Here is a 24,913-nt window from a genome sequence, read left to right on the forward strand (position 1 = left end):
CGCCTCAGATCGATCGCGCCACCGAAGGACCGGTCGTCGGACGGGGATCCTCAGGCCGCTCACGCCTGCTGAGAGGATGAGCTCATGGGGCGGCGTTCGTGGGGTCTGGCAGGTCTGGGGGTCATCATGCTCACCGTGGCGGGATGCGGTTCAGGAGGGTCCGGGTCATCGTCTCCCGGGGAGCTGATCGGGTCCGGATCGGTGATCGAGTCCGGTCCGGGTTCGGGGGTGCCGCTGCTGTGCCTCTCCGCGGTGATGGAGTCGGCGCCTCCTCGGTGCTCCGGAGACACGGTCACTCTGATCGGCTTGGACTGGGACGCACTACCCGAGGTGCCCGAGACGAGCGGGACGCGCTGGTTCGACGGAACTCTGTACGGCACGTGGGACGGGTCCGCGATCACCCTCACTCGGCCGTTCGCGGTGGGTGACCAGTCCGGAGTCGATCAGGAGGACCCGTTCGCCTCGTCGGTCGGCTCGGCCGACTCCGAGACCCTCGCGCGGGCGCTCGAGAACCTCCGGACACGCCGGTCCGAGGATGCGAACCACCTGGACGCGGTGGAGTGGGACGGCATCGTCCACGCAGTCGTCGTCTACGACGACGGCTCGATCCAGGCCGACCTCGATCGGGAGTTCGGTACCGGAGTCGTCGTGGTCCGCTCCGCGCTGCGCCCGGTGTGACGGGCGATCGTCGCCGGATCCGGCTCCGACCATCCCTCGATCGGGTACCCCCTCTCACGCGCGTGCCTGACGCGGGCATCCGACGGGACAGTGCCGTTCCGGAGGGAAACGGCTCAGTGCCGCACGCAGACCGCTCACCGGCCGAAGCGTGCCGACACGTGCGCCGAGGCTAGGGTGCGGACATGAACCGTCTCTTCACGAAGGTGTGGATCTGCGTGGTGTTCGGCGCCGCGTGCGCATCCCTCTCGATCGCGTTCCTGCTGAACGTCCTTCTCGGGCAGTGGCAGTCTCTCTCGTGGGCAGCGATCGCGATCTGCGGAACCGTGTACTTCGTGCGACGGGCGGCGCGCCTGCACCGGAGAGAGAAGCAGCACCCCGTCGGGTCGGTCAGACGGGGATGTCGATGAGGTCGACGAGTGGTTTCGCGACGATCGAACTCGATCGCTGACCGAAGCACGGCTTCGCGACTTCTTACCGGTCGACGATCCCCTCTCGGAACAGCCCGGAGCGGGACGCCGAGAGCCCTGCCGCTCGTCGGTGACGCGCTGCTAGCGTGCGCGACATGGCGGATGATCGGACCCGGGCCGTCCTCTTCGGCGTCGCCGTGCATCTCGCACGGTTCGGCGCCATCACGGGCGCGCTCGCTGCGGCGGCCGCGATCGGTGTGCCCGGCTGGTACCTCGGCCTGACCGCGAACGTCGCGTGCGTCGCGTTCGCGGCGGCACTCGTGACCTGGCGGCGGCTGTGGCGCACGAGCGGGATCCTCGTCGCGTGGCGCGGTCGGACGGCGCTTCTCCTCCTCGTGCCCCTCCTCCTCGAAGTGCTCGCGTGGACGACCGGCGGGCTCGAGGACCGCGCACCGGGCTTCGGCCTGTGGGCGCTCACTCTGCTGCTCGTCGGCGTCAACGAGGAGCTGATCAGCCGGGTCGTCGTGCTCGAGCGGCTGCGCTCCTCGTTCGCAGCGCCCGCCGCCGTGACGATCACCGCCGCGCTGTTCGGGCTCCAGCACTTCTCGGCGTTCGCGACCACGACCCGCACGGCCGACGACATCGCCCTGAACGTGCTCGTGTCCGCGTGCTACGGATTCGCTCTCGCCGCGTTCCAGTACCGCTACCGCTGGGTCCTCCCGCTGATCCTGCTGCACGCCGCGGCCGACTTCACGACGATCCTGTCGCTGCGACCCCTGACCGACCCGGCGATCGCGGCCACCCTCGTCGTCTTCCTCGGGCTGGGCGTCGTCACGCTCCGGAGCGGCCGGGGCCGGAAGGATCCGGGGATCGCCGCTGCCGAGACGACCGGCCCCCGACGGCCGGCCCCGTCCTGAGCTCTCCTCGCCGACGGCGCCCGTCCTCGCCCCGGGGCGGCCGCGGAACCAGGCGTCACTCCGCAGGAAGCCCGGACGCCCGCCGACACGCCTCAGGTGGGAGGAGCGGTGACGTCGATCGCCAGCTCAGCGTCGATCCGGTCGCCGGTGCGGGTCCGCACCGCGAGCACAGCGGGCCCGAGAGCCAGGTCGGCGGGGAGGTCGAAGGAGCCGCTGACGGTCCATCGATCCCCCTCCGGAACCGGCCGAGCGAGCACGATCTCCTCACCGGTCGCGGACGGGGTGATGGTGACCGTGACGTCCGACGCGGCGCGGCTCGTGCCGCCGGTGTCCTCGCACGTCTCCCAGACGAAGTCGGCCTCGAGTCCGACGACACCTCCGGGATGGAGGGAGGATTCGCGGAGCTCGACCGTCGGCATCGCGCATGACGCAGCGGAGCGGGATCCCACTCCGGCACAGCCGCTCACGCCGAGCGCGGTGCCGAGCCCGAGCAGCACCGCCGCCGCTGATCGGATGCGCGTCGGCCTCATAGGGCCCAGTGGATCACGCGAGGGGACGAGCGGCACCGGTGAGGACCACCTCCGACGCCTGGCTTCGACGACGCGCCTGTAGTGTCGACCGATGCTCTCGACCCTGCTCGTCACCGTGCCGTGGCTCGCGTTCGCCGTCCTCGTCGGCGTGATCGTGATAGCACCCTTCGCGGGTCGAGTGCTCGTCGCGCGACCGCGGGCGACCGCCGTGCTGCTCTCCGCAGCGCTCGTCGCCGTCGCAGCGCTGACGCTCTACCCGGAGAACGGCCGAACCGGACCGATGGTCGCCTGCGCGGTCGAGTGGCCGACTCTCACACCGACCGCCGTGGAGTCGATGGCGAACATCCTGCTGTTCGTGCCGGTCGCGTTCCTCGCAGGAGTGCACTGGCGGCGACCGGCGGCGGCGATCATCGGAGCGAGCGCGCTGTCCGCGGTCATCGAGCTCGTCCAGGCCGTGGTGCCGGCCATCGGCCGCGCCTGCGACACGAGTGACGGCATCACGAACACCCTCGGCGCGGCCGTGGGCGGCCTTCTGGCCCACGCGGTGCTCTCCTGGCGACGACGACCCGGTCGCCTTCCGGCGAAGCGCTGACGCGGTCGGCGGCGGCACGGTACGGGCGGCCGCGTTCCTGTCGGCGGGCGGGAAATCGGGCCCCGCACCGTCCTTCGTTCCGCGACACCACAAAGACTCCCCGTTCGGGGGGAAACGTCCATCCGGAGCGCGTAAACTCGGCACTTCGGAGCACCCGGGGGTCGGGCGCACCGCGGAGCGCGGGAGGGTCGCAGTGGCAGTCGGATTCCGCCAGGACGGGCCGCTCCGGGCGCTCGGACGGGCCCGACTGCAGCCGGTCAGCGACCTCTCGCTGGCCCGCGGGCCCCGCCGCACGCGGATCTCGACCGCGATCTCGATGCCGTCCGGCCCCGGCCTGGTGCGCCCCTCCGCTCTCGCGCAGCCGTGGGAGGCGGCGCTCATCCGCCTCGTCCGCGCCGGCGCCCCCGCTCCCGAGCTGCACGCCGCGACCGCCGCCGCGCCCGAGGGGGCGCGACTGGCCGCCGTGATCGAGCTGGTGCGCGACGCCCTGGACCGGCCGGACGACGAGCGGGCGCTGCGGCTCTCGGGCTGGCTGGTGCGCAACCGCTACGACCCGGGCAAGGACCCGTTCCTCAGCCGCTACGGGATCTCGCTCTCCGTCCGCCTCCCGCTCAGCGCGGGGCTCGACGTCACGGTGCCGCTCGAGACGGAGTCGCTGCGGCTGCTCTTCGCGGAGCTCGCCGCGGCGGAGGATCCCGCGGGCGCCGCCGCCGCGGTGGAGGCCCTGGCGCCGTCCACGCTCGCCGCGTCGAGCCTGACGGCGCTCTACTCCGCTCGCCGTCGCTGGTCGGACCTCGCGCAGACGACCTCCCGGATCGTGAACGTCGATGCGGCGTCGGCGGCCGCCCTCATCCGCCGCGGAGTCGCCCTGCGCGAACTCGGGCTGATCGAGAGCGCGCTCGACGCCTTCGACAAGGTCGTGCGGCCCAACGTGACCACCGCCCGCCCGTTCGAGCTGCGCGCCGAGGCCCTGCTCGAGCGCGCCAGCACGCACCTCTCGGACGGGCGGCGAGCGCCGGCGCGACGCGATCTCGAGCGGGTCCTGCAGCAGTTCCCCGAGAGCACCGAGGCACGCGAGCTGCTCGACGCCGCGCGTCGCTGAGAGCGCTCCTCCGTCGCGCCGTACCCGGGTGGGGAGATGTCAACCGTCTCGTCGCCGGCCCCTCTCCGACCTACCGTGACTACGGACCGGAGGAGGACCTGGATGGCTGTGACGCGGTTGACGCTCGACGGCTTCGACTACACGCTCGCACCCGAGATCGACCTGGACGCACTGCGCTCGGCGCTGCTGGACGGCGTCTCGAGCGTCGGACGCTGGGTCGGCTTCCCGTCGCTGAACCGCGGAGTCGTGCACGCGCTGATCACCCCTTCGAGCAGCGTGCGCCTGGAGGAGCACCCCGACGCCCCGGTCGAGTTCTCCTGGGAGGGCGACCAGCAGGGGTACGACCTGGACTTCAGCTACGGGATCTCCTGACGGATCGTCTGGATTCGGCCTTCCGCGAGACGTGGGCGCGCGGAATCTTGGCCGAGAGTGCTCCTCGGCCACGAGGGTGGCTGACGGGTGCTCCTGGCTGAGGTTCCGTCGCAGCTCTCCTCGGGTACAGCCGCTCATCCGTCACGGAAGGCCGTCCGGGAGGCTGAGGGGCGGCCGTTCGCGACGGTTCGCCGGCGACGTGCGCTCGCGCATCGCCCATCCGTCGTGAACGGCGGTCGATGCCGGGCCTCCCTCCGCTGATCGAATAGGGACGTGTGCAGCGGCTGTCAGATGCGCGGGCGGCGGTACGGGGTCGCGACGCGGAACATCAGCGCCCCCGCGACCACGAGGAAGGCGGCGCCGATCAGCCCGGCGCCCGGCGGCTCGTCGGCGGAGGTGTGGCCGCCGTTGATCGCCGGAGTGAAGACGAGGTCGATCAGCACACTCGACGCCAGCACGGCGACGAGCGCGAGGCCCGCGGTGCCGAGCCGCCTGCCTGCGGCGACCGAAGCGCCGATCACGACGAGGGCGAGCAGCACCTCCGCGAACCACAGCCAGAACGGGAGGAGCTCCAGCGGCGTCGTCGCCTCGTACTGCAGGAACGAGCACGCCGCGCTCTCGTACCCCTGGGACCAGCAGGGCCGCCAGAAGACCGCCGCGCCGATCCCCTGCACCGCCGCGTGCGCCAGCAGCAGGACGCCGACCACCACCGAGAGCGCGGCCAGCAGGATCGACGGCCGACGTCGTCGGACGGGGGCAGGCACGATTCCGGTCATCGCCATGCTCGTCAGGCTAGGGACGGGCGGTGAACGGCGGGAGTCGCGCGGGCACCGTTCAGGCGAGGAGCCGGACTCAGAAGTCGTCGAAGTCGATCGTCTCGCGGTCGGCGAGCGGCAGGGCGATCGGGTGCGCGACGAAGGAGTCGTCGGGGCGATTCTTGGCGATGCGCTTGCGCAGGTCGGCGACCGCGGCCTCGAGGACGTCGGACACCGACGGATCCTGGTCGATGTCGAGCTCGACGGGCACCGCGACGAGCTCGCTGCTCGCGTCGAGGGTCATCCGCGCGTCGATGAGCTCGCCCTCGTCGGTGAACGCCGGCACGGTGACGGCCTCGGAGTGGTCGTGGCGGTTGATCGCGGTGACCAGTTCGAGGAGCGCGTCGGCGACCGCGTCCGTGGTCACGATGCACTTGGACGCGTAGGTGATTTCCTGCATGGGTCCACTCGACCAGCCGCCGCCGGGGCGAGCCAGCCCTTGCGCGGGGCCGCCGCCGTCGCCTAGGTCGGCGGGAGGGAGCAGCCCGCTCACGACGGACGGCCGCCGGGGAGCATGCTCCTGCCGGCGGCCGTCCTGCTCGTGCCCGACCCGCTCGGGCACATCGATCCGCTCCCGACCTCAGCAGCTCCGAGCGGAGTAGGCGGTGACGGTGGTGCTGGAGACGCTCCGCCCCTCGATCACTGCGGTCCCAGTCACGCTCACCTCGCCTGCAGGCAGGGTCTTCAGGCGCGTGGTGAAGGCCGAGGTCGTGCTCTGGGAGGGAGCGACTGCCGCGGCCGACTTGCTCCCGTACGCCGTCGACACGGCCACGGCCAGCGGTACGGCCTCGTCGTTGCGCACCGTCGTGGTGAGGACGGCCCTGCCCGAGATGCAGCGGGTGGAGGCGGTCGTCGTGTAGTCGACCTGTGTCGCCGCGGCCTGCACGGTGACGGAGTCCCAGACGAGCGGACCGGAGTCGAACTGCACGGCGATGCGCACCGACCCGGCGCCGGTCGTCGACGGCAGCGTCGTGCTGCCGCGCTGGTCGGCGTCGAACGCCACCGGACCGAGGTCCGCCACGGCGCCTGCGGCCGTCACGGAGTAGGCGCGACCGGTCGTCCCGGCGTGCAGGGGCGAGCCGTTGCGCGCCGTCTGACGCGCGTCGAGCGGGATGGTCGCTCCGGGAACGACCGGAGCGTCGCCGACGAGGGCGGCGAGGCGGGTGCGGTCGTCCAGCTGGGCGGGGACGGGCGCCTGCTGAACGAGCCGCCAGTCCTGGGAACCGTCCGTGGCCGACGCCTGCAACGTGGCGGGAGCGTTCGCGGTCCCCGCGGAGAGGTAGAGCCCGCTGTTGCGGGTCGACTGGAAGCGGACGAAGCCGTCCTGCCCGGGAACGGTGTTCCAGAGACCGGGAGCGCTGTTGTCGATCCACTGCCCGATGCGCTGCCCAGCACTGGCACCGCCGCCCCAGATCGCGGCCTCGCGCCCACCCGCCTTGTTGAGCAGGGTCAGTGCTCCGTCGGCCTTGCGGGTCAGGTGCCAGTACTGCGTGTCCGGGTTCGACGCCGATCCGGCGGCCTCGGACGCGACGCTCGGCACGTCGGCGTTGCCGATGTTGTCGTCGTTCGTGTTGCCTCCCGTTCCGAGGACCTGACCGGTCTTGCGGTTCACGAGCTGGTAGTAGGCGCCCTGCGAGCGGCCGAGGTCGACCTCGCCGTTGCGCACGGTGGCCTGCGTGCCCGGCCCACCCCAGGTCGCCGAGAGGATCACGACGCGGCCGGTGCCCGCGACGTACTGCATGTTGCGGCTGTAGCCGGCGGGGAGCGGGGTCTGGAACTCGGTCCAGGCGCCGTCGCTGCGGCCGGACTCGTTCACCCAGATGCTGCCGCTGTCAGCCGCGTTGTAGAGGATGCGGCCGTCGGGCAGCGTGATGAGGACGGGGCTGCCGCCGGTGCCGTGCGGGCGGGATCCGGGATCGCGCGGTAGTGCCGTGATGTTCTCGCCGTTGGGCGATCCGGCGTCGCGGAAGCGCAGCGGGTCGTCGGCGATCTTGTAGTGGACGCCGTCGCCGCCGCCGAAGTACTCGAAGGTCAGAATGTACTTGCCGTCCGTGGTGGGAGCGACGGTGGTCATGCCGGGGCGGCCTCCGCCGATCTGGGTCTTGCCGTTCCCGCGGTCCACCGTCAGCCCCGGGACGTCGAGGATCGTCGGGCTCCACGAGGAGGCGGCGCGGCCGTCCCAGGTGCGGTGCGCCAGGATCTGGCCCGTCGAGTCGGGAGCCGTCGCGTTCGCGGGGTCCACGATCGCCTCGCCGGTCGCGGCGTTGTAGCCGAGGTAGTCGTTCTCGTCCGAGTAGTAGGCGACGAGCTTGCCGTCGTGCACGTCGAGGTGCGGCTCCCACAGCGGATCGACCTGGCGGGTCGCGTTCGCCGCGGCCACGTTCGTCCCGATCGCCCCGGCGCTGCCGCCCTGCCACCCGCCGGTCGCGATGATGTTCCGGATCGACCAGGTCGCTCCCTCGTCGGCGGAGGAGTAGAGCGCGAGGGCGACGTCGCGGCGGTCGCCGTCGTTCGACGGCAGCCAGTTCGGGTCGGCCGCCTTGCGCTCCTTGTAGTACTCGTCCTCGCCGGTGACGACGGTCGCCAGCAGGAGGGTGCCGGCAGCGAGGTCGCCCACGGCCTGCGGCAGCACGTAGAGGTTCGGATTGGTCCAGTTGCTCGTGTACTTCGCGTACCGGGGGTCCGTGGACAGGTAGGCGGGGGCCTTCACCTCGGACAGCGGCTGCCACGAGGTGCCGTCGTCGTCGCTGCGGTAGACCGGCATGGTCTGGCCGGTCGCCCCCTGGGACGACGCCACGACGGTCGACTTCTCGAACGCTGCGAGGATCCTCCCGCTGGGCAGCTGGACGGACTTGGGGTAGACGGCGCAGTTGCCGCGGCCCTTCAGACACGGTGCGTCGGGATCGAGCTGGTAAAGGATCCCTCCCTGCGGCACGTAGGCCTGGGCGGTGATCGTCGGGCCCGCGAGCAGCGCGGCGGCGACCGCCACTGCTCCGAGCAGCATCCCGGAGCGCCGGGACGTCGTGGTGAACCTCATCGTTCTCGTTCCTTCGGTCGTGGCTGGCGGACGAGGCGGAGCTCGAGTCGTTGCCGGCCCGGTCCTCGCCCCTGAGTCCCTCGCCGCGCGATGTTGTCGATCACTTCACGCGGCTTCGTCCATGTTATCGACAACAGTGGCCGGGAGCACAAGCCTCCGCGCCACACTGGATCGACATCGGCCCGGCACCGGTGCTCGGAGGGGGAAGTCCATGGCGGAGGAATCACTTCCCGCGCGTGCGCCCGCGAAGCAGGCGACGATCTACGACGTGGCCCGCGTTGCCGGAGTGTCGCACCAGACGGTCACGCGGTTCCTGCAGGGCTTCGAGGGCATCCGGCCCGCCACCCGCTCGCGGGTCGAGGCCGCGCTCGCCGAGCTCGACTACCGCCCCAACCTCACCGCTCGCTCGCTGCGCGCCCGGCGCTCGCACCGCATCGGCGCCCTCACCCACGAGATCGACCAGGTCGGGCCGAGCAAGATCCTGCAGGGAGCGAGCACCGCCGCCCGCGAGGCCGGCTACGTCCTCGACATCGTCTCGCTCGACATGAGCGACTCCGCCGCGATCGAGGAGGCGCTCGACCTGGTCACCCAGCACGAGCTCGCCGGCGTCCTCGCCCTCGCCTCGACCGACGAGATGACCCGCGCCTTCCGCACGACCCGCTTCCGCGTCCCCGCGCACCTGGCCGTCGAGGAGGACGACGACGCGACCGGCTCTCCGTCGCAGCTGACCACTCAGGGCTTCCCGGCCCTCGTCGCGCACCTCGCCGACCTGGGCCACCGCGAGTTCCTGCACCTGGCGGGCCCGCCGACCTGGTCGGCCGCGCGCAACCGCCGGAAGGCCTACGAGAGCGCCGTGACCCGGCACGGCCTGCACTCGACGGCGGTGCTCGAGGGCGACTGGTCGGCCCGCTCCGGCTACGAGCTCATCCGCGGCCTCGACGAGCTCCGCGCGACGGCGATCGTGGCCGCGAACGACCAGATGGCCCTCGGAGCGGTCCTCGCACTCACCGACCGCGGGCTGCGCGTGCCGGAGGACGTCAGCGTGACCGGCGTCGACGACATCCCGGAGGCGGCCTACCTCGTGCCGCCGCTGACGACCCTCCGGGTCGACTTCGCCGGTCAGGGCCGCTCGGCGCTCGGCGAGCTGCTCGCGCTGATCGACGGGGTCGACGCCGCACCGCACGTGACGCTCGCCTCCGAGCTCGTCCCGCGGCGCTCCTCCGGGCCCGCGCCGCGCTGACGCCGCGTCAGCGGGCCGGGCCGGTCGAGGCGCGCACGACGAGCGAGGGACGGGGCGCGCCCGCTCGATCGGCTGCGGCCGGATCATCGATCCGGTCCAGGAGCGCCTGCAGCGCCTCCCTCCCCTGCGCCTCGAAGTCGAGCCGGAGCGTCGTCAGGGCGGGCGTGAAGTAGGCCGCCTCGGGAGTGTCGTCGACGCCCGTCACGCTGACGTCGCCGGGGACCGACGCGCCGCGTGCATCGAGGGCGTGCAGCGCGCCCAGCGCCATCTGATCGTTCCCGGCGAGGATCGCCGTCGGCAGGCGCTCGAGGGCGGCGATCGCCTCGAATCCGGAGCGCGCCGACCAGTCGCCGTGCAGGATGCGGGCCGGGGGCAGGCCGTGCCGCTCGAGCGCCGCGTCGACCGCGCGCAACCGGTTCCGGGCGGCCGACCAGGCGGCAGGGCCGGCGATGTGGACGAACTCCCGGTGCCCCAGCGCAACGAGGTGGTCGACGAGCTCGACGACGCCGTGACCGGACGCGGCGAGCGTCGCTCCGTCGGCCTCCTCCTCCGCGGCGATGACGACGGGGACGCCGAAGTCGGTGTGCTCGAACACCTCGCGCACGCCGTCCGTCGACGCGAAGGCCAGGAGCCCGGCGAGGTCGTGCCGGGTGAGCAGCTGGAGGGCGTCCTGCAGCTCCGCGGGGTCTGCCATGTCGAGGGTCACGACGTCGAGGAGGTAGCCGGCGTCGCGCGCGGCGCTCGTCGCGGCCTGGATGATGCGGTTCGGCCCGACCTGGCTCACCTCGTGCGTCAGCGCCCCGATCCGCATCGACCGCCCCGAGATGAGCGCCCGTGCGCTGAGGTTCGGCCGGTAGCGGATCGTCGTGAGTGCGGCCTCGATCTTCTGCTTCGTCGAGGGCCGCATGTCGAGGCCGCGCATGTAGCGGCTGACGGAGGCGTGCGAGACCCCTGCCACGCGGGCGATGTCGTAGATCGTGCCGGTCGTCGGAGGACCCGGGGTCCCGGGGTCGGTGGTCGTCGTCATGCGGTCCTCCGTCGGGGCGGTCTTGCTTTTTCCAATGTTGTCGATCACAATCGCCTCTGCCAACTGTTATCGAGAACAGTTCACCACGATGGAGTGCCCAGAGCCATGACTTCCGCATCGCCGACACTGCCGCAGCAGATCCTGCTCGGTGTCGCCTACTACCCCGAGTACCACGTCTCGGACCGGCTGATCGAGGACCTCGATCTGATGGTCGCGGCGGGCATCACCGCGATCCGGGTGGGCGAATCCGTCTGGTCGACCTGGGAGCCGCGCGACGGCGTCTTCGAGCTCGAGTGGATGCAGCGGGTGCTCGACGAGGCCCACGAGCGCGGCATCCGCGTGATCCTCGGCACCCCCACCTACGCGGTGCCGCCGTGGCTGCAGACCGCGCACCCCGAGATCGCCGGCGAGCGGCGGACGGGCGAGCGCATCGCCTGGGGTGCCCGCCAGGAGGTCGACTACTCGCACCCCGCGTTCCGCTTCCACGCCGAGCGCGTGATCCGCCGCATCATCGGCCGCTACGCCGCGCACCCCGCGGTCATCGGCTACCAGGTCGACAACGAGCCGGGCCTGGAGCTCCTGCACAACCACGGCGTCTTCACCGGATTCGTGCGCAGCCTCCGCGAGCAGTACGGCGACGTCGAGACGCTCAACCGCGAGTGGGGCCTCACCTACTGGTCGCACCGGGTCGACGACTGGAGCGAGCTCTGGCGTCCCGACGGGAACACCTTCCCGCAGTACGACCTGGCGTGGCGCCGGTACCAGTCGGCGGTGACCACCGACTTCATCGCGTGGCAGGCCGCTCTCGTCCGCGAGTACTCCCGCGAGGACCAGTTCGTGACCACGTGCCTCCAGTACCCGCGCCGCGGCGTCGACGAGCGCGCCGTGTTCGAGGCCCTCGACGTCGGAGCGGGCAACCCCTACTACGGCATGCAGGACCATCTCGAGACCGGTGTCGAGCACGAGCACCCGAACTACTGGACGACGTCCGGCGTCCCGGGCCTGCTGCGCCAGGCCGACCGGCTCTACGCCTCCCGTCAGCAGCGCTACCTCGTCACCGAGACGAACGCGCAGGCCATCGACACCGCCGACAACAACCTCCCGCCCTACCCGGGCCAGCTGCGCCAGTCGGCCCTCGCCTTCGTGGCGCGCGGCGCGGCGATGATCGAGTACTGGCACTGGCACACGCTGCCGTTCGGCGCCGAGACCTACTGGGGCGGGGTCCTCCCGCACAGCCTCGTCCCCGGCCGCGTCTACTCCGAGGTCTCGGCGATCGGACGCGACCTCGCCGCCCTCGGCGACGCGCTCGACGGCTACGTCCCGGATGCGGACGCCGCTGTGCTCTGGTCGACCTCGAGCCGGTACGCGCTGCAGTTCATGCCGCCGCTGAGCCGCGACGGCCGGCCCGACGAGGAATCCTACGAGCGGATCGTCGACTCCTTCCACCGCGGGATCGTCGACGCCGGCGGCCAGGCGCGCATCCTGCACGTCGAGCAGGCGCGCGGCCTGGGCGCCGCCGAACTCGCCCGGCGCTTCCCCGTGATCGTGGCGGCGGCGCTGTACGTCTGCACCGACGACGACCTCGAGCTGCTGCGCGAGTACGCGGCACTGGGCGGCCACCTGGTCATCGGCCCGCGCACCGCCTACGGCGACGACGAGGCGCGCGCCCGCATCGAGCCCGCGCCGGCGCGCCTCGCCGGCCCCGCGCAGGTCGGCTACGAGGAGTTCAGCACCGTGCCGACGCCGGTCCCCGTGACCGGCTCGACCCTCCTCCCGCTCTCGACCGACGCCCGGGCGACCCTGTGGATCGACGGGCTCCTCCCCACCGGGGCGACCGTGCTCGCGGGCTACGCCCACCCCCGGTTCGGCGACTTCCCCGCCGTGACGACGACGCGGTACGGCCGCGGCGACATCACGGTGGTCGGCACCGTGCCGGACCCCGAGCTCGCCCGGGAGGTCGTGCGCTTCGCACTGACCGCGGCGGAGCCGGTGGTCACCGCGCATCACCGCGCGGTGACGGTGTCCTCGGGCACCGCCTCCGGCTCGCGCTTCGTCTTCGTCTTCAACTGGGGCTGGACCCCGCGGGCCGCGACGCTCGAGCGCGCGGCGGTCGACGTGCTCACCGGCCGGGAGCTCGCTCCCGGCACCCCCGTGGAACTCGGACCCTGGGACGTCCGGGTGCTCCGCACCGCTGCAGAGGAGACCGGCCGATGACCACGATGGTGGAGCGCCTCCGCTCCGACGACGACCGCCGGGCGCCGGCGCCCCCGCGACCGACCAGGGCGCGCCGCGACTGGCGCGGCTGGCAGTTCACCGGCCCCTTCGCCGCCGTGTTCGCGCTCGTGTTCCTCGCTCCGCTGGCCTACGCGTTCTGGCTGAGCCTCTTCCAGAACCGGATCATCGGCGGCAACAGCTTCGTCGGCCTCGACAACTACGCCGCGGTCCTCTCGGATCCGCAGTTCTGGGACGGCTTCCTCCGGGTCGTGCTCGTGCTGCTCGTGCAGGTGCCGGTCATGCTGCTCCTCTCGCTGATCGCGGCCCTCGCGATCGACAGCGCGCGGCTCTACGCGTCGGGCCTGTTCCGGATGGTGATCTTCCTGCCCTACGCGGTGCCGGCCGTCGTCGCCGTCCTCATCTGGGGCTTCCTCTACGGGAACAACTTCGGGCTCACCGCCAATATCAACGACCTGCTCGGAGCCGAGGTGCTGCGACCGCTCTCGAGCCAGTGGATCCTCGCGTCGATCGGCAACATCGTCACCTGGGAGTACATCGGCTACAACATGCTGATCTTCTACTCGGCGCTGAAGACGATCCCCGCCGAGCTGTACGAGGCCGCCGAGATCGACGGGGCGCGGGGCTTCCAGGTCATCACCGCGATCAAGCTGCCCGCCGCCCGCGGCGCGATCGTGATCGCGACGATCTTCTCGATCATCGGCAGCTTCCAGCTCTTCAACGAGCCCAACGTGCTGAAGCCGCTCGCCGAGAACGTGATCTCGTCCTACTTCACGCCGAACATGTACGCCTACAACCTCTCGTTCGCCGGCCAGCAGTTCAACTCGGCGGCCACCGTCGCCATCGTCATGGGCGTCATCACCGCCACGATCGCCTACGTCGTGCAGCTGCGCGGCAGCCGGAAGGAAGACCAGTGAGCACCACCCTGCGCACCCTGAACCCGCGGGTCCGCCGCGTCGGATCGATCAGCCGGCCCCGCAAATCCGTCGCGCTGACGCTGGTGATGCTGGCGTTCCTCCTCTACGCGCTCGTCCCGCTGCTGTGGCTCGTGATCAACGCGTCCAAGACGCAGGCCGATCTGTTCAGCTCGTTCGGACTCGGCTTCGGCGACAGCTTCGTGCTGGGCGAGAACATCGTCGCGACCTTCGCCTACGACAACGGCATCTTCCTCCGCTGGCTCGGCAACACGCTGCTCTACGTGGTCGTCGGCGCGGGCGGGGCGACCCTGCTCGCCACCCTCGGCGGCTACGGTCTCGCGAAGTTCCGGTTCCCCGGCAAGAAGGCCTACTTCGCGGTCGTGCTGGGCGCGGTCGCCGTGCCGGGCACCGCGCTGGCCGTGCCGACGTTCCTGCTCTTCAGCCAGCTCGGGCTCACGAACACGCCGTGGGCGATCATCCTGCCGTCGCTGATCACCCCGTTCGGGCTGTACCTGGTCTGGGTCTACACGATCGACTCCGTGCCGACCGAGCTGCTCGAGGCGGCGCGGCTGGACGGGGCGACCGAGATGCGCACGTTCTTCACCATCTCGCTCAAGCTGCTGACCCCCGGAGTCGTGACCGTCGCGCTGTTCTCGGTGGTCGCCACCTGGAACAACTACTTCCTGCCCCTGATCATGCTCAGCGACCCGACCTGGTACCCCCTCACGGTGGGCCTGAACCAGTGGAGCTCGCAGGCCAGCGGCGTCTCGGCCGAGCCGATCTACAACCTCGTCATCACCGGCTCCCTGATCACGATCGTCCCGATCGTCGTGATCTTCCTGTTCCTCCAGCGCTTCTGGCAGTCGGGCCTGAGCGCCGGAAGCGTCAAGGGCTGACCCCCGGTCCGCCCCGCGCACCTGCACCACCCCTCCCGCACAGCACTCCCTCCCCACCACGAAGAAGTGAAAGGACCACCATGTTCGAACTCCGCCGAGGCACCCGGAGCCGCGTGCTCGCCGGGCTCGTCGTCGCCGGCATCTCCGCGATGTCCCTCGTCTCGTGCAGCTCCGACTCCGGAACCGGATCCGCTTCCGCCGGGTCGGCCGCCGACCTCGACGCCGCCCTCGAGCGCGGCGGCGAGCTCACCTACTGGACCTGGACGCCCACCGGCGCCGACCAGGCCGCCGCCTTCATGGAGGAGTACCCGAACGTCGAGGTCGAGGTCGTCAACGCCGGCACCGCGACGGACGAGTACACCAAGCTGCAGAACGCGATCAAGGCCGGCTCGGGAGCGCCCGACGTCGCCCAGATCGAGTACTACGCGATGCAGCAGTTCGCCCTGTCGGACGGACTGCTCGACCTCACCCCCTACGGCCTCGCCGACCTCGAGGAGGACTACACCGCGTCCACCTGGAGCGCCGTCAACCTCAACGGCGGCCTCTACGGCCTCCCGCAGGACTCGGGCCCCATGGTGATGCTCTACAACCAGGCGATCTTCGACCAGTACGGCCTCGCCGTGCCCACCACCTGGGACGAGTACATCGCCGAGGCCGCGAAGCTCACCGCCGCCGACCCGTCGAAGTTCATCACCAACGACGCCGGTGACCCCGGCTTCGCCGACCCGCTGATCTGGCAGGCCGGCGGACAGCCGTTCACGACCGACGGCACCGACGTCACGATCGATCTGCAGGACGAGGGGTCGAAGAAGTGGGCCGACACCTGGAACCAGCTGCTCGAGCCGGGTCTGCTCTCGCCGATCCCGACCTGGTCGGACGACTGGTTCACGGCGCTGGGCAACGGCACGATCGCGACGCTGATCACGGGAGCCTGGATGCCCGGGATCCTCGAGGGCTCGGTCCCCGACGGGGCCGGCGACTGGCGGGTCGCCCCGCTGCCGAGCTACGACGGCTCGGCCGCCACCGCTGAGAACGGCGGCAGCGCGCAGTCCGTCATCGAGCAGACCGACGACCCGGCCCTCGCCGCGGCGTTCCTGCGCTGGCTGAACAACTCCGACGAGAGCATCGGCGTGTTCCTCGACGGCGGCGGATTCCCCTCCACCACCGCCCAGCTCAACGACGACGCGTTCCTGAACGCGACCCCCGAGTACTTCGGCGGCCAGGAGATCAACAAGGTCCTCGTCGACGCCTCCGAGAACGTGGTCGAGGGCTTCGAGTACCTGCCCTTCCAGGTCTACGCGAACAGCGTGTTCGCGGACACGGTCGGCCAGGCCTACTCCAACGGCACCGACCTCAACGCCGGTCTCGAGGCCTGGCAGGAGAACCTCGCGACCTACGGCGAGTCGCAGGGCTTCACGATCACCGAGTAGTCGGACGGCTCCGCACGACGGCGTCCCCCTCCCCCGAGTTCTCGGGGAGGGGGACGCCGTCGTTCGGGGCGGTGGACGCACGCCCGCACCGCCGCTCCTAAGCTCGTAGCTCGTACCGCCCGCCCGGGCGCGAAGGAGGAGTCGTGAGGAAGCGCCCGACCGTGTACGACGTCGCCGCGCGCGCCGGCGTCTCGATCGCGACCGTCTCGTTCGCCTTCTCGCAGCCGCACCGGGTCAAGACGGCCACCCTCGAAGGCGTCCTCGCGGCGGCGGACGAGCTGGGCTACATCCCCAGCGCCAGTGCCAGAGGGCTGGCGAAGGGACGCACCGGCGCCATCGGGCTCTACTCCTTCGACTACTTCGTCGACCAGTCCTTCCACGTCCGAGGCGACGAGCGGCCGCATCCGTCGGCCAACGACGACGCGAGGCTCTTCCCCCTCTACGTGGACGAGGTGCAGCGCGGCGTGCAGCTGGAGTGCTGGGACCGCGGGCTCGCCCTGATGATCGGCGGCGGCGGACGCACCGGCCACGCCCCCTCCGTCACCGACATCGCCGGGCGGGTCGACGGGCTGATCAGCTTCGCCGGCGCGCTCGAGTACGACGTGCTGCGCTCGCTCTCGACCCGGCTGCCCGTCGTCGAGCTCGGCGGGCAGGAGCGGGTGGAGGGAGTCGGCACGGTTCCGGTCGACAACCGCTCGGGCATGCGCGATCTCGTCGCGCACCTGATCTCGGAGCACGGCCTGCGGCGGATCGCCTACCTCGGCGACACCTCCCTGCCCGAGTTCCAGCAGCGGTACGACGGCTATGTCGACGCGCTGACCGGCGCGGGACTCGTCCCCGAGCAGCCGCGGCCTAGCCGCCCCGGCTTTGCCGAGGCGACCCTCGACTCGCTCGCCGAGCTGCTCGGCGCGCCGCCCGAGGCGATCGTCTGCTCGACCGACCAGGAGGCGGTGGTCGTGCTCGACCGGCTGCGCCTCGCCGGGCTCCGGGTACCCGAGGACATCGCCGTCACCGGGTTCGACGGGATCGTGGCGGGACGGCTCGCGGACCCGCCGGTGAGCACGGTCGTGCAGCCGATGGAGCAGATCGGGCGCGCGGCCGTGGCCGCACTGCTGGCGGTGCTCGGGTCGGTCGACGCGGCTCCGGCAGCCGCCCTCGAGGCGACCGTCTCGATCCGTCGGAGCTGCGGCTGCCGCTGAGCGGCCGGGGTCTCCGATCCTGCTCTTGCGCTCGAAAATCAAAGCGCTTAGATTCTTCACGACGGGCTTCCCGTCCCCACCACAGCGACCGGGAGCGACGCGGCTCCCGAGACAGGAACGATGATGATCCGAACCCCCAGGCGCTCCACCCTCGCCGGGCTCGCGGTGCTCGCGACCGGTGCTCTGCTGCTGACCGGATGCGGCCGCGGCGACGGCACCGCGACCGCCGCGGGCGAGGCCGTCGGCCTGTCCGACGGACCCGCCACCGGCGAGCTCACCATCTGGGCCCAGGGCACCGAGGGCGAGGCGCTGCCCGAGCTCCTGCAGGAGTTCGAGGAGCAGAACCCCGACCTCGACGTGACCGTCACGGCCGTGCCGTGGGACTCGGCGCAGAGCAAGTACCAGACCGCGATCGCGGGCGGGAACACCCCCGACATCGGCATGCTCGGCTCGGACTGGATGCCGACGTTCTCGGACGCCCTCTCCCCCGTGCCGGACGAGATCGACACCTCCGGGATGTTCCCGGGCGCGGTCGCCTCGACCGAGATCGGCGAGGAGGTCCTCGGAGTGCCGTGGTACGTCGAGACCCGCGCGATCTTCTACCGCACCGACCTGATGGAGGAAGCGGGCTTCGACTCGTTCCCGACCGACTTCGAGGGCTTCAAGGCCCTGGCGAAGGCCTACCAGGACAACGGCGCGCAGTACGGCGTCGCGCTGCCGTCCGGTGGCTGGAACGCGTTCCTCTCGGGCATGCCCTTCGCCTGGTCGCAGGGCGCGGAGCTGCAGAACGACGGCGGCACCGAGTGGACGCTCGACTCCCCCGAGATGATCGAGGCGGTCACCTACCTCAAGAGCTTCTTCGACGAGGGCATCGCCTCGAAGAACCCGGACGCGACGACGGGCCCGTCGGCCGACCTCGTCGCCGGGACCGTTCCCATGATGATGAGCGGCCCGTGGGACGTCGGGCAGATCATGGAGGCGGGCGGTCCCGGCTTCGAGGACAAGTTCTCGGTCGCGCCGATGCCCGTGGGCACGAGCGGCACGTCGCTCATCGCCGGAGCCAACCTGGCCGTCTTCGAGGAGTCGGAGAACAAGGAGGCCGCCTGGAAGCTGATCCAGTGGCTGTCCGAGCCGTCGACGCAGACCGAGTGGTTCGAGCTCGTCGGCGACCTGCCCTCGCAGACCTCGGCATGGGAGGACCAGGCGCTCACCGAGGACCCGCGCGTCGCCGTCTTCGGCGAGCAGCTGAAGGACGTGCGCGGCCTGCCCGCGCTGACGGTCTGGCCCGAGATCTCGGCGGCCGCCGACACCCTGATCGAGCAGGTGTACCGCGGAGGCGCCGACCCGGCCGAGGCCCTCGCCTCGCTCCAGGAGACCGCGGACGCGATGGGCACCGGGCAGTGACGTCCGTCCAGTCACCCGCGGCGGTCGCCGGCGCCCTGCGCGTCGGCGACCGCCGCCGGAACCCCGCCCGCAGGCGCGCCACGGTGGTGGCGTACCTCTTCGCGCTGCCCTTCCTGGCCTCCTTCGCGGTCTTCATGGTGTTCCCGCTGCTCGCCTCGCTCGGGATGTCGTTCACCGACTTCACGAACCGCGACATCGCGACTCCGTTCGGCGTGGACTTCGTGGGCCTCGAGCAGTTCACGACGCTGCTGTCGACGCCGCGGTTCCTCCGCTCGCTCGTGAACACCCTCTACTTCGTCGCCGTCGGCATCCCGCTGACGATGGTCATCGCGCTGGCGCTGGCCGTGGCGCTCAACAGCGGCATCACCCGCTTCCGCACCGCGTTCCGCGTGGGCTTCTACGCGCCGGTCGTGACGAGCATCGTCGCGGTCGCGGTCGTGTGGCGGTTCATCCTCCAGCCCGACGGGCTCCTCAACACGGCGCTCGGAGCGATCGGCATCACCGGTCCCAACTGGCTCGGCGATCCCGCCTGGGCCATGCCGGCGATGATCATGATGGCGGTCTGGCGCAGTGTCGGGACGCTGATGGTGCTCTTCCTCGCCGGCCTGCAGAACGTGCCGCAGGATGTGCTCGAAGCGGCCGAGGTGGACGGGGCGAACCCGTGGCAGCGCTTCGTCCGGGTGACCCTGCCGATCCTGCGGCCGACCCTCCTCCTGGGCGCGGTGCTGCTGTCGGTCGGCTTCCTGCAGTTCTTCGAGGAGCCGTTCGTGATGACCAAGGGCGGGCCGCTGGACTCGACGCTGTCGATCAGCTACTTCACCTACAACCAGTTCGGGTTCGGCAACTTCGGTCTCGCCTCCGCCTCGAGCTACATCCTCTTCGTCGCCATCGCGCTGCTGAGCCTCGTGCAGTTCCGCGCCTTCCGATCCAAGGACTGACGCCATGACCACCACCCCCGTCCGCGCCCCGCGGACCACTCCGCTCGGAGCCTCGCCCGACCGGACGCCCGAGCGCGTGCCGGAGCCGGTCCGCCGCCGCCGTCCGATCCGCCACGGTCGGATGCTGACCTACGCGGTGCTGGTCATCGCGCTGGTCGTGACCCTCACTCCGTTCGTCTGGATGTTCCTCGGCGCGTTCAAGACGAACGCCGAGCTGCTGCAGCGCCCGATCACCTGGTGGCCCGAGGACGCGACGCTCGACAACCTCGTCGCGTGGTTCACCCGCCTCGACATCGGGCGGTTCTTCGTGAACAGCACCGTCGTGGCGCTGTTCACCGTGCTGGGCAATCTGCTGTTCTGCTCGATGGTCGGCTACGTGCTCGCCAAGATCGACTTCGCCGGCAAGAAGGTGATCTTCGCGCTCGTGATGATCACGCTGATGGTGCCCGGCATCGTCACCTTCATCCCGCTCTTCGTCGTCGTCAGCAAGCTCGGGCTGATCAGCACGTACGCGGCGCTGATCCTCCCGTTCCTGGCCGGGCCGATGGGGGTGTTCCTGATGCGGCAGTTCATCATGGGGATCCCCGACGCCCTGCTCGAGGCCGCGCGGATCGACGGAGCGGGTGAGGTGCGGATCTTCACCCGCATCGTCCTCCCCCTGTGCGGCCCGGCGCTCGCGACCCTCGCGATCCTGACCTTCCTGGGCTCGTGGAACAACTTCCTCTGGCCGCTCGTCGCCGCGCAGTCCGAGGACATGTACACGCTCCCGGTCGCCCTCTCGCTCTACTCGACCGGCCAGAACGCGACGAACTACGGGATCCTGCTGGCCGGCTCCGTGCTCGTGCTGACGCCGATCCTGCTGCTCTTCGTCGCGCTGCAGCGCTACTTCATCCAGGGCATCGCGGCGGTGGGGATCAAGTGACCCTCCTCGAGAACGCTCCCGCCCTCACCACGACGCAGGCGCCGATCGTGCCGGGGTTCCATCCCGATCCGAGCATCTGCCGCGTCGGCGAGGACTACTTCCTCGTCGCCTCCTCCTTCGAGTACTTCCCGGGCGTGCCGATCCTGCGCAGCCGTGATCTGCGGTCGTGGTCGCTGCTGGGCAACGTCCTCGACCGGCCGTCGCAGCTCGCACCGGGCGGAGGCGGCAGCCGCGGCATCTACGCGCCGACGCTGCGCCACCACGACGGCCGGTTCTGGATGATCACGACGGACGTGTCGGGTCCGGGCTCGGGCCATCTGATCGTGACCGCGAAGGAGGCGAGCGGCCCCTGGTCCGACCCGGTGCGGGTCGTCGGCGCCCCGGGGATCGATCCGGATCTGGCGTGGGACGAGGACGGGACCTGCGTCCTGACCTGGTGCGGCACGGGTCCGTTGTCGGGGATCGTGCAGGCGCGCCTCGACACGACGACCGGGATGCTTCTCGAAGCGCCGCGATCGGTCTGGTCGGGCACCGGCCTCGCGTTCCCGGAGGCTCCGCACCTCTACTCCCGCGGCGGGTGGTGGTACCTGCTGGTCGCCGAGGGTGGCACGGAGCGGGGGCACTGCGCCTCGATCTCGCGGTCCCGGAGCATCTCGGGCCCGTTCGAGGGCGACCCCGCGAATCCGATCCTGACCCACCGGAGCACGACCCTGCCCGTGCAGAACACCGGTCACGCCGACCTGGTCGAGGGCCCGGACGGGGAGTGGGCGATGGTGTTCCTCGGGGTGCGGCCTCGCGGGATCACGCCGATGTTCCACGTCAACGGCCGCGAGACGTTCCTGGCGGGAGTCGACTGGGTCGACGACTGGCCCGTCGTCGTGCCGGACCGGTTCACGGGGGCCTCCGTCGACCACTCCTTCACGGAGTCGTTCGCTCTGCCGCTCGGACCGCGCTGGGTGTCGCCGAACACGGTCCCGCAGCGGGTGCTGCAGGCGTCGGACGGACGCACCGAGCTCGTCGCGACGATCGAGGCGGACGGATCCAGCGGCATGCTCGCGACGCGGATCCCGGACGAGCACTGGCGCGCCCGCTGCCGCATCGACCCGGGCGAGGGCTCGTTCCGCTTCCTGCTGCGGCTGGACGACGCGCACTGGTACGGGATCGATGCGGACGCGACCGGAGTCTCGGCGCGAGCCCGGATCGGACCCCTGGAATCCTCGGTCACCCGTCGCGATCGCACTCCCGGCCCGATCACCCTGGTGCTCGCCAGCGTCCCCGCCGCCGCGGGCGGTCCCGACGACATCGAGCTGGGGGTCGAGGACGTCGGCGGGTACGAGCGCCTCGCCGTGCTGGACGGGCGCTACCTCTCGACCGAGGTCGCGGGCGGGTTCACCGGGCGGGTGCTGGGGCTGCAGTCGCTGATCGGCGCGACGGTGCTGGAGTCGCTGAGCTACGAGGGGCACGCCGTCGCCGGGTGAGTTCCGCTCCGGAGCGGCGGCGCGGCGCGGGCGCGCATCACCGCGGTGAGAGGTGCAGGCGGTCGTCGCACCAGGCGGCCACCGCCTCGTCGTGGGTCGCGACGACGACGCTGGCGCCGCGACCGGCGAGCTCGGCGAGCACCTCGAGGACCATCGCGGAGTTGTCGGCGTCGAGGGCGCCGGTGGGCTCGTCGGCCAGCACGACCGTCGGGCTCTTCACCAGGAGGCGGGCGAGGGCGACGCGCTGCTGCTCGCCGCCGCTCAGCCGCGACACCCGCTCCCGACTCCGTCCGCCCAGCCCGACCCTCTCGAGGGCTCCCTCGAAGCGGCCCGCTCGTCCGCGCCGCTCGCCGAGGGCGAGGGCGAGGTTCTGCTCGACCGTCGCCGAGTCGACGAGGGCGTAGTTCTGGAAGAGGTAGCCGAGGCGGTGCCTCCGGAACCGTCGACGTCCTCCGGCCCGCAGCCGGGTCAGCTCTTCACCGTCGACCTCGATGGAGCCGGAATCGGGGGCGTCGAGCAGGCCGAGGCAGTTGAGGAGGGTGGACTTGCCGCTGCCGCTCGAGCCGGTCAGCGCGAGGCTGCGGCCGGACGGGACGTCGACGTCGAGGTCGGCCCACAGGGTTCGGCGGGCGAAGCCCTTGCTGAGGGCGGTGGCGTGGATCACGGGAAGCCTTTCGCGAGAGGAACGGGTCGGGATGATCAGGAGTCGTCGGAGCGCGGACGGGCGGCGCGGTGGCGGGCGAGTGCGAGGCAGGCGACGAGCAGCGCCGAGCTGAGCGCGGTCAGGCCGAGGGCGAGCAGCGACTGCTCGAGGACGAACCGCTCGGTGTCGACCGTGCCGAGATCGAGCACCGTCCTCACGTCGCGGGGGTCGCGGAACCACATCGGCACGACGCTGACGGCCACCGCGCCCAGCAGGAGGACGCCCTCGAGCACGAGACCGCTCCGATGGGCCGACAGCGGGCCGAGCCCGGCGATGCGGTGGACGAACGCCCGCCGCCGGTCCTTCTCGGCCATGACCATCGCCGACACCAGACCGGTGAGCAGGACCACGACGGTCCCGCTGACGAGTCCCAGCACGTTGATCGAGAGCGTGCCGAGCGCCCGCTGGTACTGCTCGTTCGCCTGATACGCCACGGGGGTGAGGGCGACGACCTGATCCTCGAGGCCCCGCTCCCGGAGAGCGTCGGGAACCGCTCCGGGGTCGGTGAAGAGGACGGCGCCGCGGGTGATCGCCGAGTAGACCTCGGAGGGCGCGTAGACGTCGATCGACGGAAGCACCACGAGGACGGGATCCTCGACGGACGTCTCCCTCGCGAGGACGTCGACGTCGGTGCTGCGGAAGGTGAAGAGGGTCTGTCCCCGGGGCAGGACACGTTCCTCGATCCCCAGAGAGACAGTGCCCGACGCCGGAACGGCGACTCCGGACTGCGTCTCCTGCCACGCCCGCACGTCCTCCAGGACGACCCGCCTGCGCTCGGGGCTCGTCCCCTCGGGCTCCAGGACCGTGACGACCCCGTCCGGGACGTCGGTGATGCGCGATCCTCCTTCTCCGAGGACCTCGACCGCTCGGAGGTACCCCTCGTCGACGAGGAGGACGTCCGGCTCCACTGAGAGGCCCGGCTCCGCCAGGATGAGGGCTCCTTCGGACGCCTGCGAGGAGACGAGGTCCGCGAACGCGGGCATCCCGCCGAGGTACTCCTCCTGGCTCAGGTATCCGCTGATCCCGAGGATCACGGCGTCCTGCGCTGAGCTCCAGAACTCGCGCGTCCGGTTCTCGAGCTCCGCGACGCGAGCGCTCTGCCCGAGTGCGGCGACGACCGCCAGGAGGACGAGCACGGCGGGAACGCGCACCGCGTAGACGCCGACGAGCACCCACCATCCGTCGATCTCGCCCTTGACCTGGTCGACGAGGTGACGGCCGTCGGTGAGCGCGATGCCGGCGAGGTGGGAGACGATCGCGGCGGGGACGACGATCCCGAGGATGTCGGCGAAGAGTGCGACGAGCGTCGCCGACTGCGCGAGGCCGTTGAGCCCCGCCGTCGCGAGGACCACCGACGCCAGACCCGCCGCCGACCAGCAGGCGACCGGGGCGGCGAGCCCGCGCCACTCGCTGATCAGGATCCCCGCGAAGCCTGCGCCGTGCAGGCGCTGGACACCGTGCGCCCTGCTCCGCAGGACGGTGCCGGCACCGATCAGGATCACGACCCCGAGCACGGCCACGATGAGCGCCCGCAGGAGATCGCCGTACTCGCGGAAGGAGTCGAGGTCGACGCTCCTCGGGTAGGGATGCACGGTGCCGGTCCACCCGCCCGCTTCGATCACGGCGAGCACCGCGTCCGCCTCCGCTCGATCCCCTGCGACCAGATAGGCGCCCCGCACGTCGAGGCTCCCGAGGTCGACGAGAGGCGCCACCGTGGTCGTCCGAGAGGTGTCGACCGCCTGATAACCCCCGCGGAGCAGTTCCGCCGACGCCCCGTCGCCGACGACGAACAGGTGGCGCACCCCTGCCGGGTCCTCGGCGTCCTCCACGAACCGCGCGACGTCGATCCCTCGGGCTCCGGCGAGGCTGACGAGCTCGCCGTACAGCTCGGCGGCCGGGATCACCGGTGCGGCGTCCCCCGAGACGCGGATCTGCCATCCGCCGTTCCAGATCGGACCTCGGGCGTCGAACGCCCGGACGAAGAGGACGGCGAAGACCGCCGACAGGACGACCGCCAGAACCGCGCCGACGACGACGCTCCTGCTTCTCACATCAGCCTCCAGGGCAGCGGCGGGCG

At 71.4% G+C, this 24,913-nt stretch carries 22 protein-coding genes; 15 read left to right on the forward strand and 7 right to left on the reverse strand.

The features are described 5' to 3' along the window. Positions 1–306: 306 nt before the first annotated feature. Both ASF46_RS15415 and ASF46_RS15425 read left to right on the forward strand, forming a co-directional pair. The gene (locus ASF46_RS15415; RefSeq protein WP_157602591.1) at positions 307–678 is read left to right on the forward strand and encodes a hypothetical protein; all 372 of its coding nucleotides are present in this window, start codon (positions 307–309) and stop codon (positions 676–678) included. Between the two features lie 562 nt (positions 679–1,240). Further along, positions 1,241–2,002, forward strand: coding sequence for a CPBP family intramembrane glutamic endopeptidase (locus ASF46_RS15425; RefSeq protein ID WP_157602594.1), 762 nt, complete (start codon positions 1,241–1,243; stop codon positions 2,000–2,002). 92 nt (positions 2,003–2,094) lie between these two features. Here ASF46_RS15425 and ASF46_RS15430 read toward each other — a convergent pair whose 3' ends face one another. Continuing rightward, positions 2,095–2,532, reverse strand: a complete 438-nt coding sequence (locus ASF46_RS15430) for a hypothetical protein (RefSeq protein ID WP_157602597.1) — start codon at positions 2,530–2,532, stop codon at positions 2,095–2,097. Between the two features lie 91 nt (positions 2,533–2,623). Here ASF46_RS15430 and ASF46_RS15435 point away from each other — a divergent pair, with 91 nt between their 5' ends. The 3 genes from ASF46_RS15435 to ASF46_RS15445 all read left to right on the forward strand — a co-directional run bounded on the left by ASF46_RS15435 (position 2,624) and on the right by ASF46_RS15445 (position 4,598). After that, entirely contained in the window at positions 2,624–3,124 is a 501-nt protein-coding gene (locus ASF46_RS15435) for a VanZ family protein (protein WP_056868359.1), read from the forward strand. A 193-nt stretch (positions 3,125–3,317) separates the two neighbouring features. Further along, positions 3,318–4,226 (forward strand): tetratricopeptide repeat protein, encoded by a 909-nt coding sequence (locus ASF46_RS15440; RefSeq protein ID WP_056868360.1) that lies wholly within the window; start codon positions 3,318–3,320, stop codon positions 4,224–4,226. A gap of 102 nt (positions 4,227–4,328) precedes the next feature. Next, positions 4,329–4,598 (forward strand): hypothetical protein, encoded by a 270-nt coding sequence (locus tag ASF46_RS15445; protein WP_146168347.1) that lies wholly within the window; start codon positions 4,329–4,331, stop codon positions 4,596–4,598. Between the two features lie 287 nt (positions 4,599–4,885). Here the strand turns inward: ASF46_RS15445 and ASF46_RS15450 are convergent, their stop codons facing one another. From ASF46_RS15450 to ASF46_RS15460, 3 genes are all read right to left on the reverse strand, one after another. Then, positions 4,886–5,380, reverse strand: coding sequence for a hypothetical protein (locus ASF46_RS15450; protein WP_056868362.1), 495 nt, complete (start codon positions 5,378–5,380; stop codon positions 4,886–4,888). A 70-nt stretch (positions 5,381–5,450) separates the two neighbouring features. Further along, entirely contained in the window at positions 5,451–5,813 is a 363-nt protein-coding gene (locus ASF46_RS15455) for a hypothetical protein (RefSeq protein ID WP_055789542.1), read from the reverse strand. A gap of 180 nt (positions 5,814–5,993) precedes the next feature. Next, the gene (locus ASF46_RS15460) at positions 5,994–8,450 is read right to left on the reverse strand and encodes an RICIN domain-containing protein (RefSeq protein WP_200919724.1); all 2,457 of its coding nucleotides are present in this window, start codon (positions 8,448–8,450) and stop codon (positions 5,994–5,996) included. A gap of 211 nt (positions 8,451–8,661) precedes the next feature. On the opposite strand from ASF46_RS15460, the gene ASF46_RS15465 reads away from it, so the two are divergent. Continuing rightward, entirely contained in the window at positions 8,662–9,690 is a 1,029-nt protein-coding gene (locus ASF46_RS15465; protein ID WP_056868363.1) for a LacI family DNA-binding transcriptional regulator, read from the forward strand. 7 nt (positions 9,691–9,697) lie between these two features. Here the strand turns inward: ASF46_RS15465 and ASF46_RS15470 are convergent, their stop codons facing one another. Next, the gene (locus ASF46_RS15470; protein ID WP_056868364.1) at positions 9,698–10,717 is read right to left on the reverse strand and encodes a substrate-binding domain-containing protein; all 1,020 of its coding nucleotides are present in this window, start codon (positions 10,715–10,717) and stop codon (positions 9,698–9,700) included. 105 nt (positions 10,718–10,822) lie between these two features. On the opposite strand from ASF46_RS15470, the gene ASF46_RS15475 reads away from it, so the two are divergent. The 9 genes from ASF46_RS15475 to ASF46_RS15515 all read left to right on the forward strand — a co-directional run bounded on the left by ASF46_RS15475 (position 10,823) and on the right by ASF46_RS15515 (position 22,133). Then, on the forward strand, positions 10,823–12,931 hold the full coding sequence (locus ASF46_RS15475) for a beta-galactosidase (RefSeq protein WP_056868365.1): 2,109 nt from the start codon (positions 10,823–10,825) through the stop codon (positions 12,929–12,931). Beyond that, positions 12,928–13,866, forward strand: coding sequence for a carbohydrate ABC transporter permease (locus tag ASF46_RS15480; RefSeq protein ID WP_416351497.1), 939 nt, complete (start codon positions 12,928–12,930; stop codon positions 13,864–13,866). Before ASF46_RS15475 ends, ASF46_RS15480 begins: the two co-directional genes overlap by 4 nt. A gap of 86 nt (positions 13,867–13,952) precedes the next feature. Next, entirely contained in the window at positions 13,953–14,762 is an 810-nt protein-coding gene (locus tag ASF46_RS15485) for a carbohydrate ABC transporter permease (protein ID WP_056868636.1), read from the forward strand. Between the two features lie 80 nt (positions 14,763–14,842). Continuing rightward, positions 14,843–16,192: an ABC transporter substrate-binding protein gene (locus ASF46_RS15490; protein ID WP_056868366.1), complete on the forward strand. Its 1,350-nt coding sequence runs from the start codon at positions 14,843–14,845 to the stop codon at positions 16,190–16,192. Between the two features lie 143 nt (positions 16,193–16,335). Continuing rightward, positions 16,336–17,391, forward strand: coding sequence for a LacI family DNA-binding transcriptional regulator (locus tag ASF46_RS15495; RefSeq protein WP_056868367.1), 1,056 nt, complete (start codon positions 16,336–16,338; stop codon positions 17,389–17,391). Positions 17,392–17,511: 120 nt separating this feature from the next. Then, a complete protein-coding gene (locus tag ASF46_RS15500; RefSeq protein ID WP_056868368.1) occupies positions 17,512–18,795 on the forward strand; it encodes an extracellular solute-binding protein in 1,284 nt (427 codons plus the stop codon). Then, the gene (locus ASF46_RS15505; RefSeq protein ID WP_056868369.1) at positions 18,792–19,733 is read left to right on the forward strand and encodes a carbohydrate ABC transporter permease; all 942 of its coding nucleotides are present in this window, start codon (positions 18,792–18,794) and stop codon (positions 19,731–19,733) included. Before ASF46_RS15500 ends, ASF46_RS15505 begins: the two co-directional genes overlap by 4 nt. Before the next feature lie 4 nt (positions 19,734–19,737). Further along, entirely contained in the window at positions 19,738–20,655 is a 918-nt protein-coding gene (locus tag ASF46_RS15510) for a carbohydrate ABC transporter permease (protein ID WP_082485545.1), read from the forward strand. Then, entirely contained in the window at positions 20,652–22,133 is a 1,482-nt protein-coding gene (locus tag ASF46_RS15515; protein WP_056868370.1) for a glycoside hydrolase family 43 protein, read from the forward strand. The genes ASF46_RS15510 and ASF46_RS15515 overlap by 4 nt, the downstream gene beginning before the upstream one ends. Before the next feature lie 37 nt (positions 22,134–22,170). On the opposite strand, the gene ASF46_RS19215 is transcribed toward ASF46_RS15515, so the two are convergent. Next, on the reverse strand, positions 22,171–22,797 hold the full coding sequence (locus ASF46_RS19215) for an ABC transporter ATP-binding protein (RefSeq protein WP_056868371.1): 627 nt from the start codon (positions 22,795–22,797) through the stop codon (positions 22,171–22,173). Between the two features lie 35 nt (positions 22,798–22,832). After that, positions 22,833–24,887 (reverse strand): hypothetical protein, encoded by a 2,055-nt coding sequence (locus tag ASF46_RS19220; RefSeq protein ID WP_056868372.1) that lies wholly within the window; start codon positions 24,885–24,887, stop codon positions 22,833–22,835. Positions 24,888–24,913: the final 26 nt, after the last annotated feature.

It is taken from the genome of Rathayibacter sp. Leaf296 (assembly GCF_001423045.1).
Classification (GTDB): domain Bacteria; phylum Actinomycetota; class Actinomycetes; order Actinomycetales; family Microbacteriaceae; genus Rathayibacter; species Rathayibacter caricis.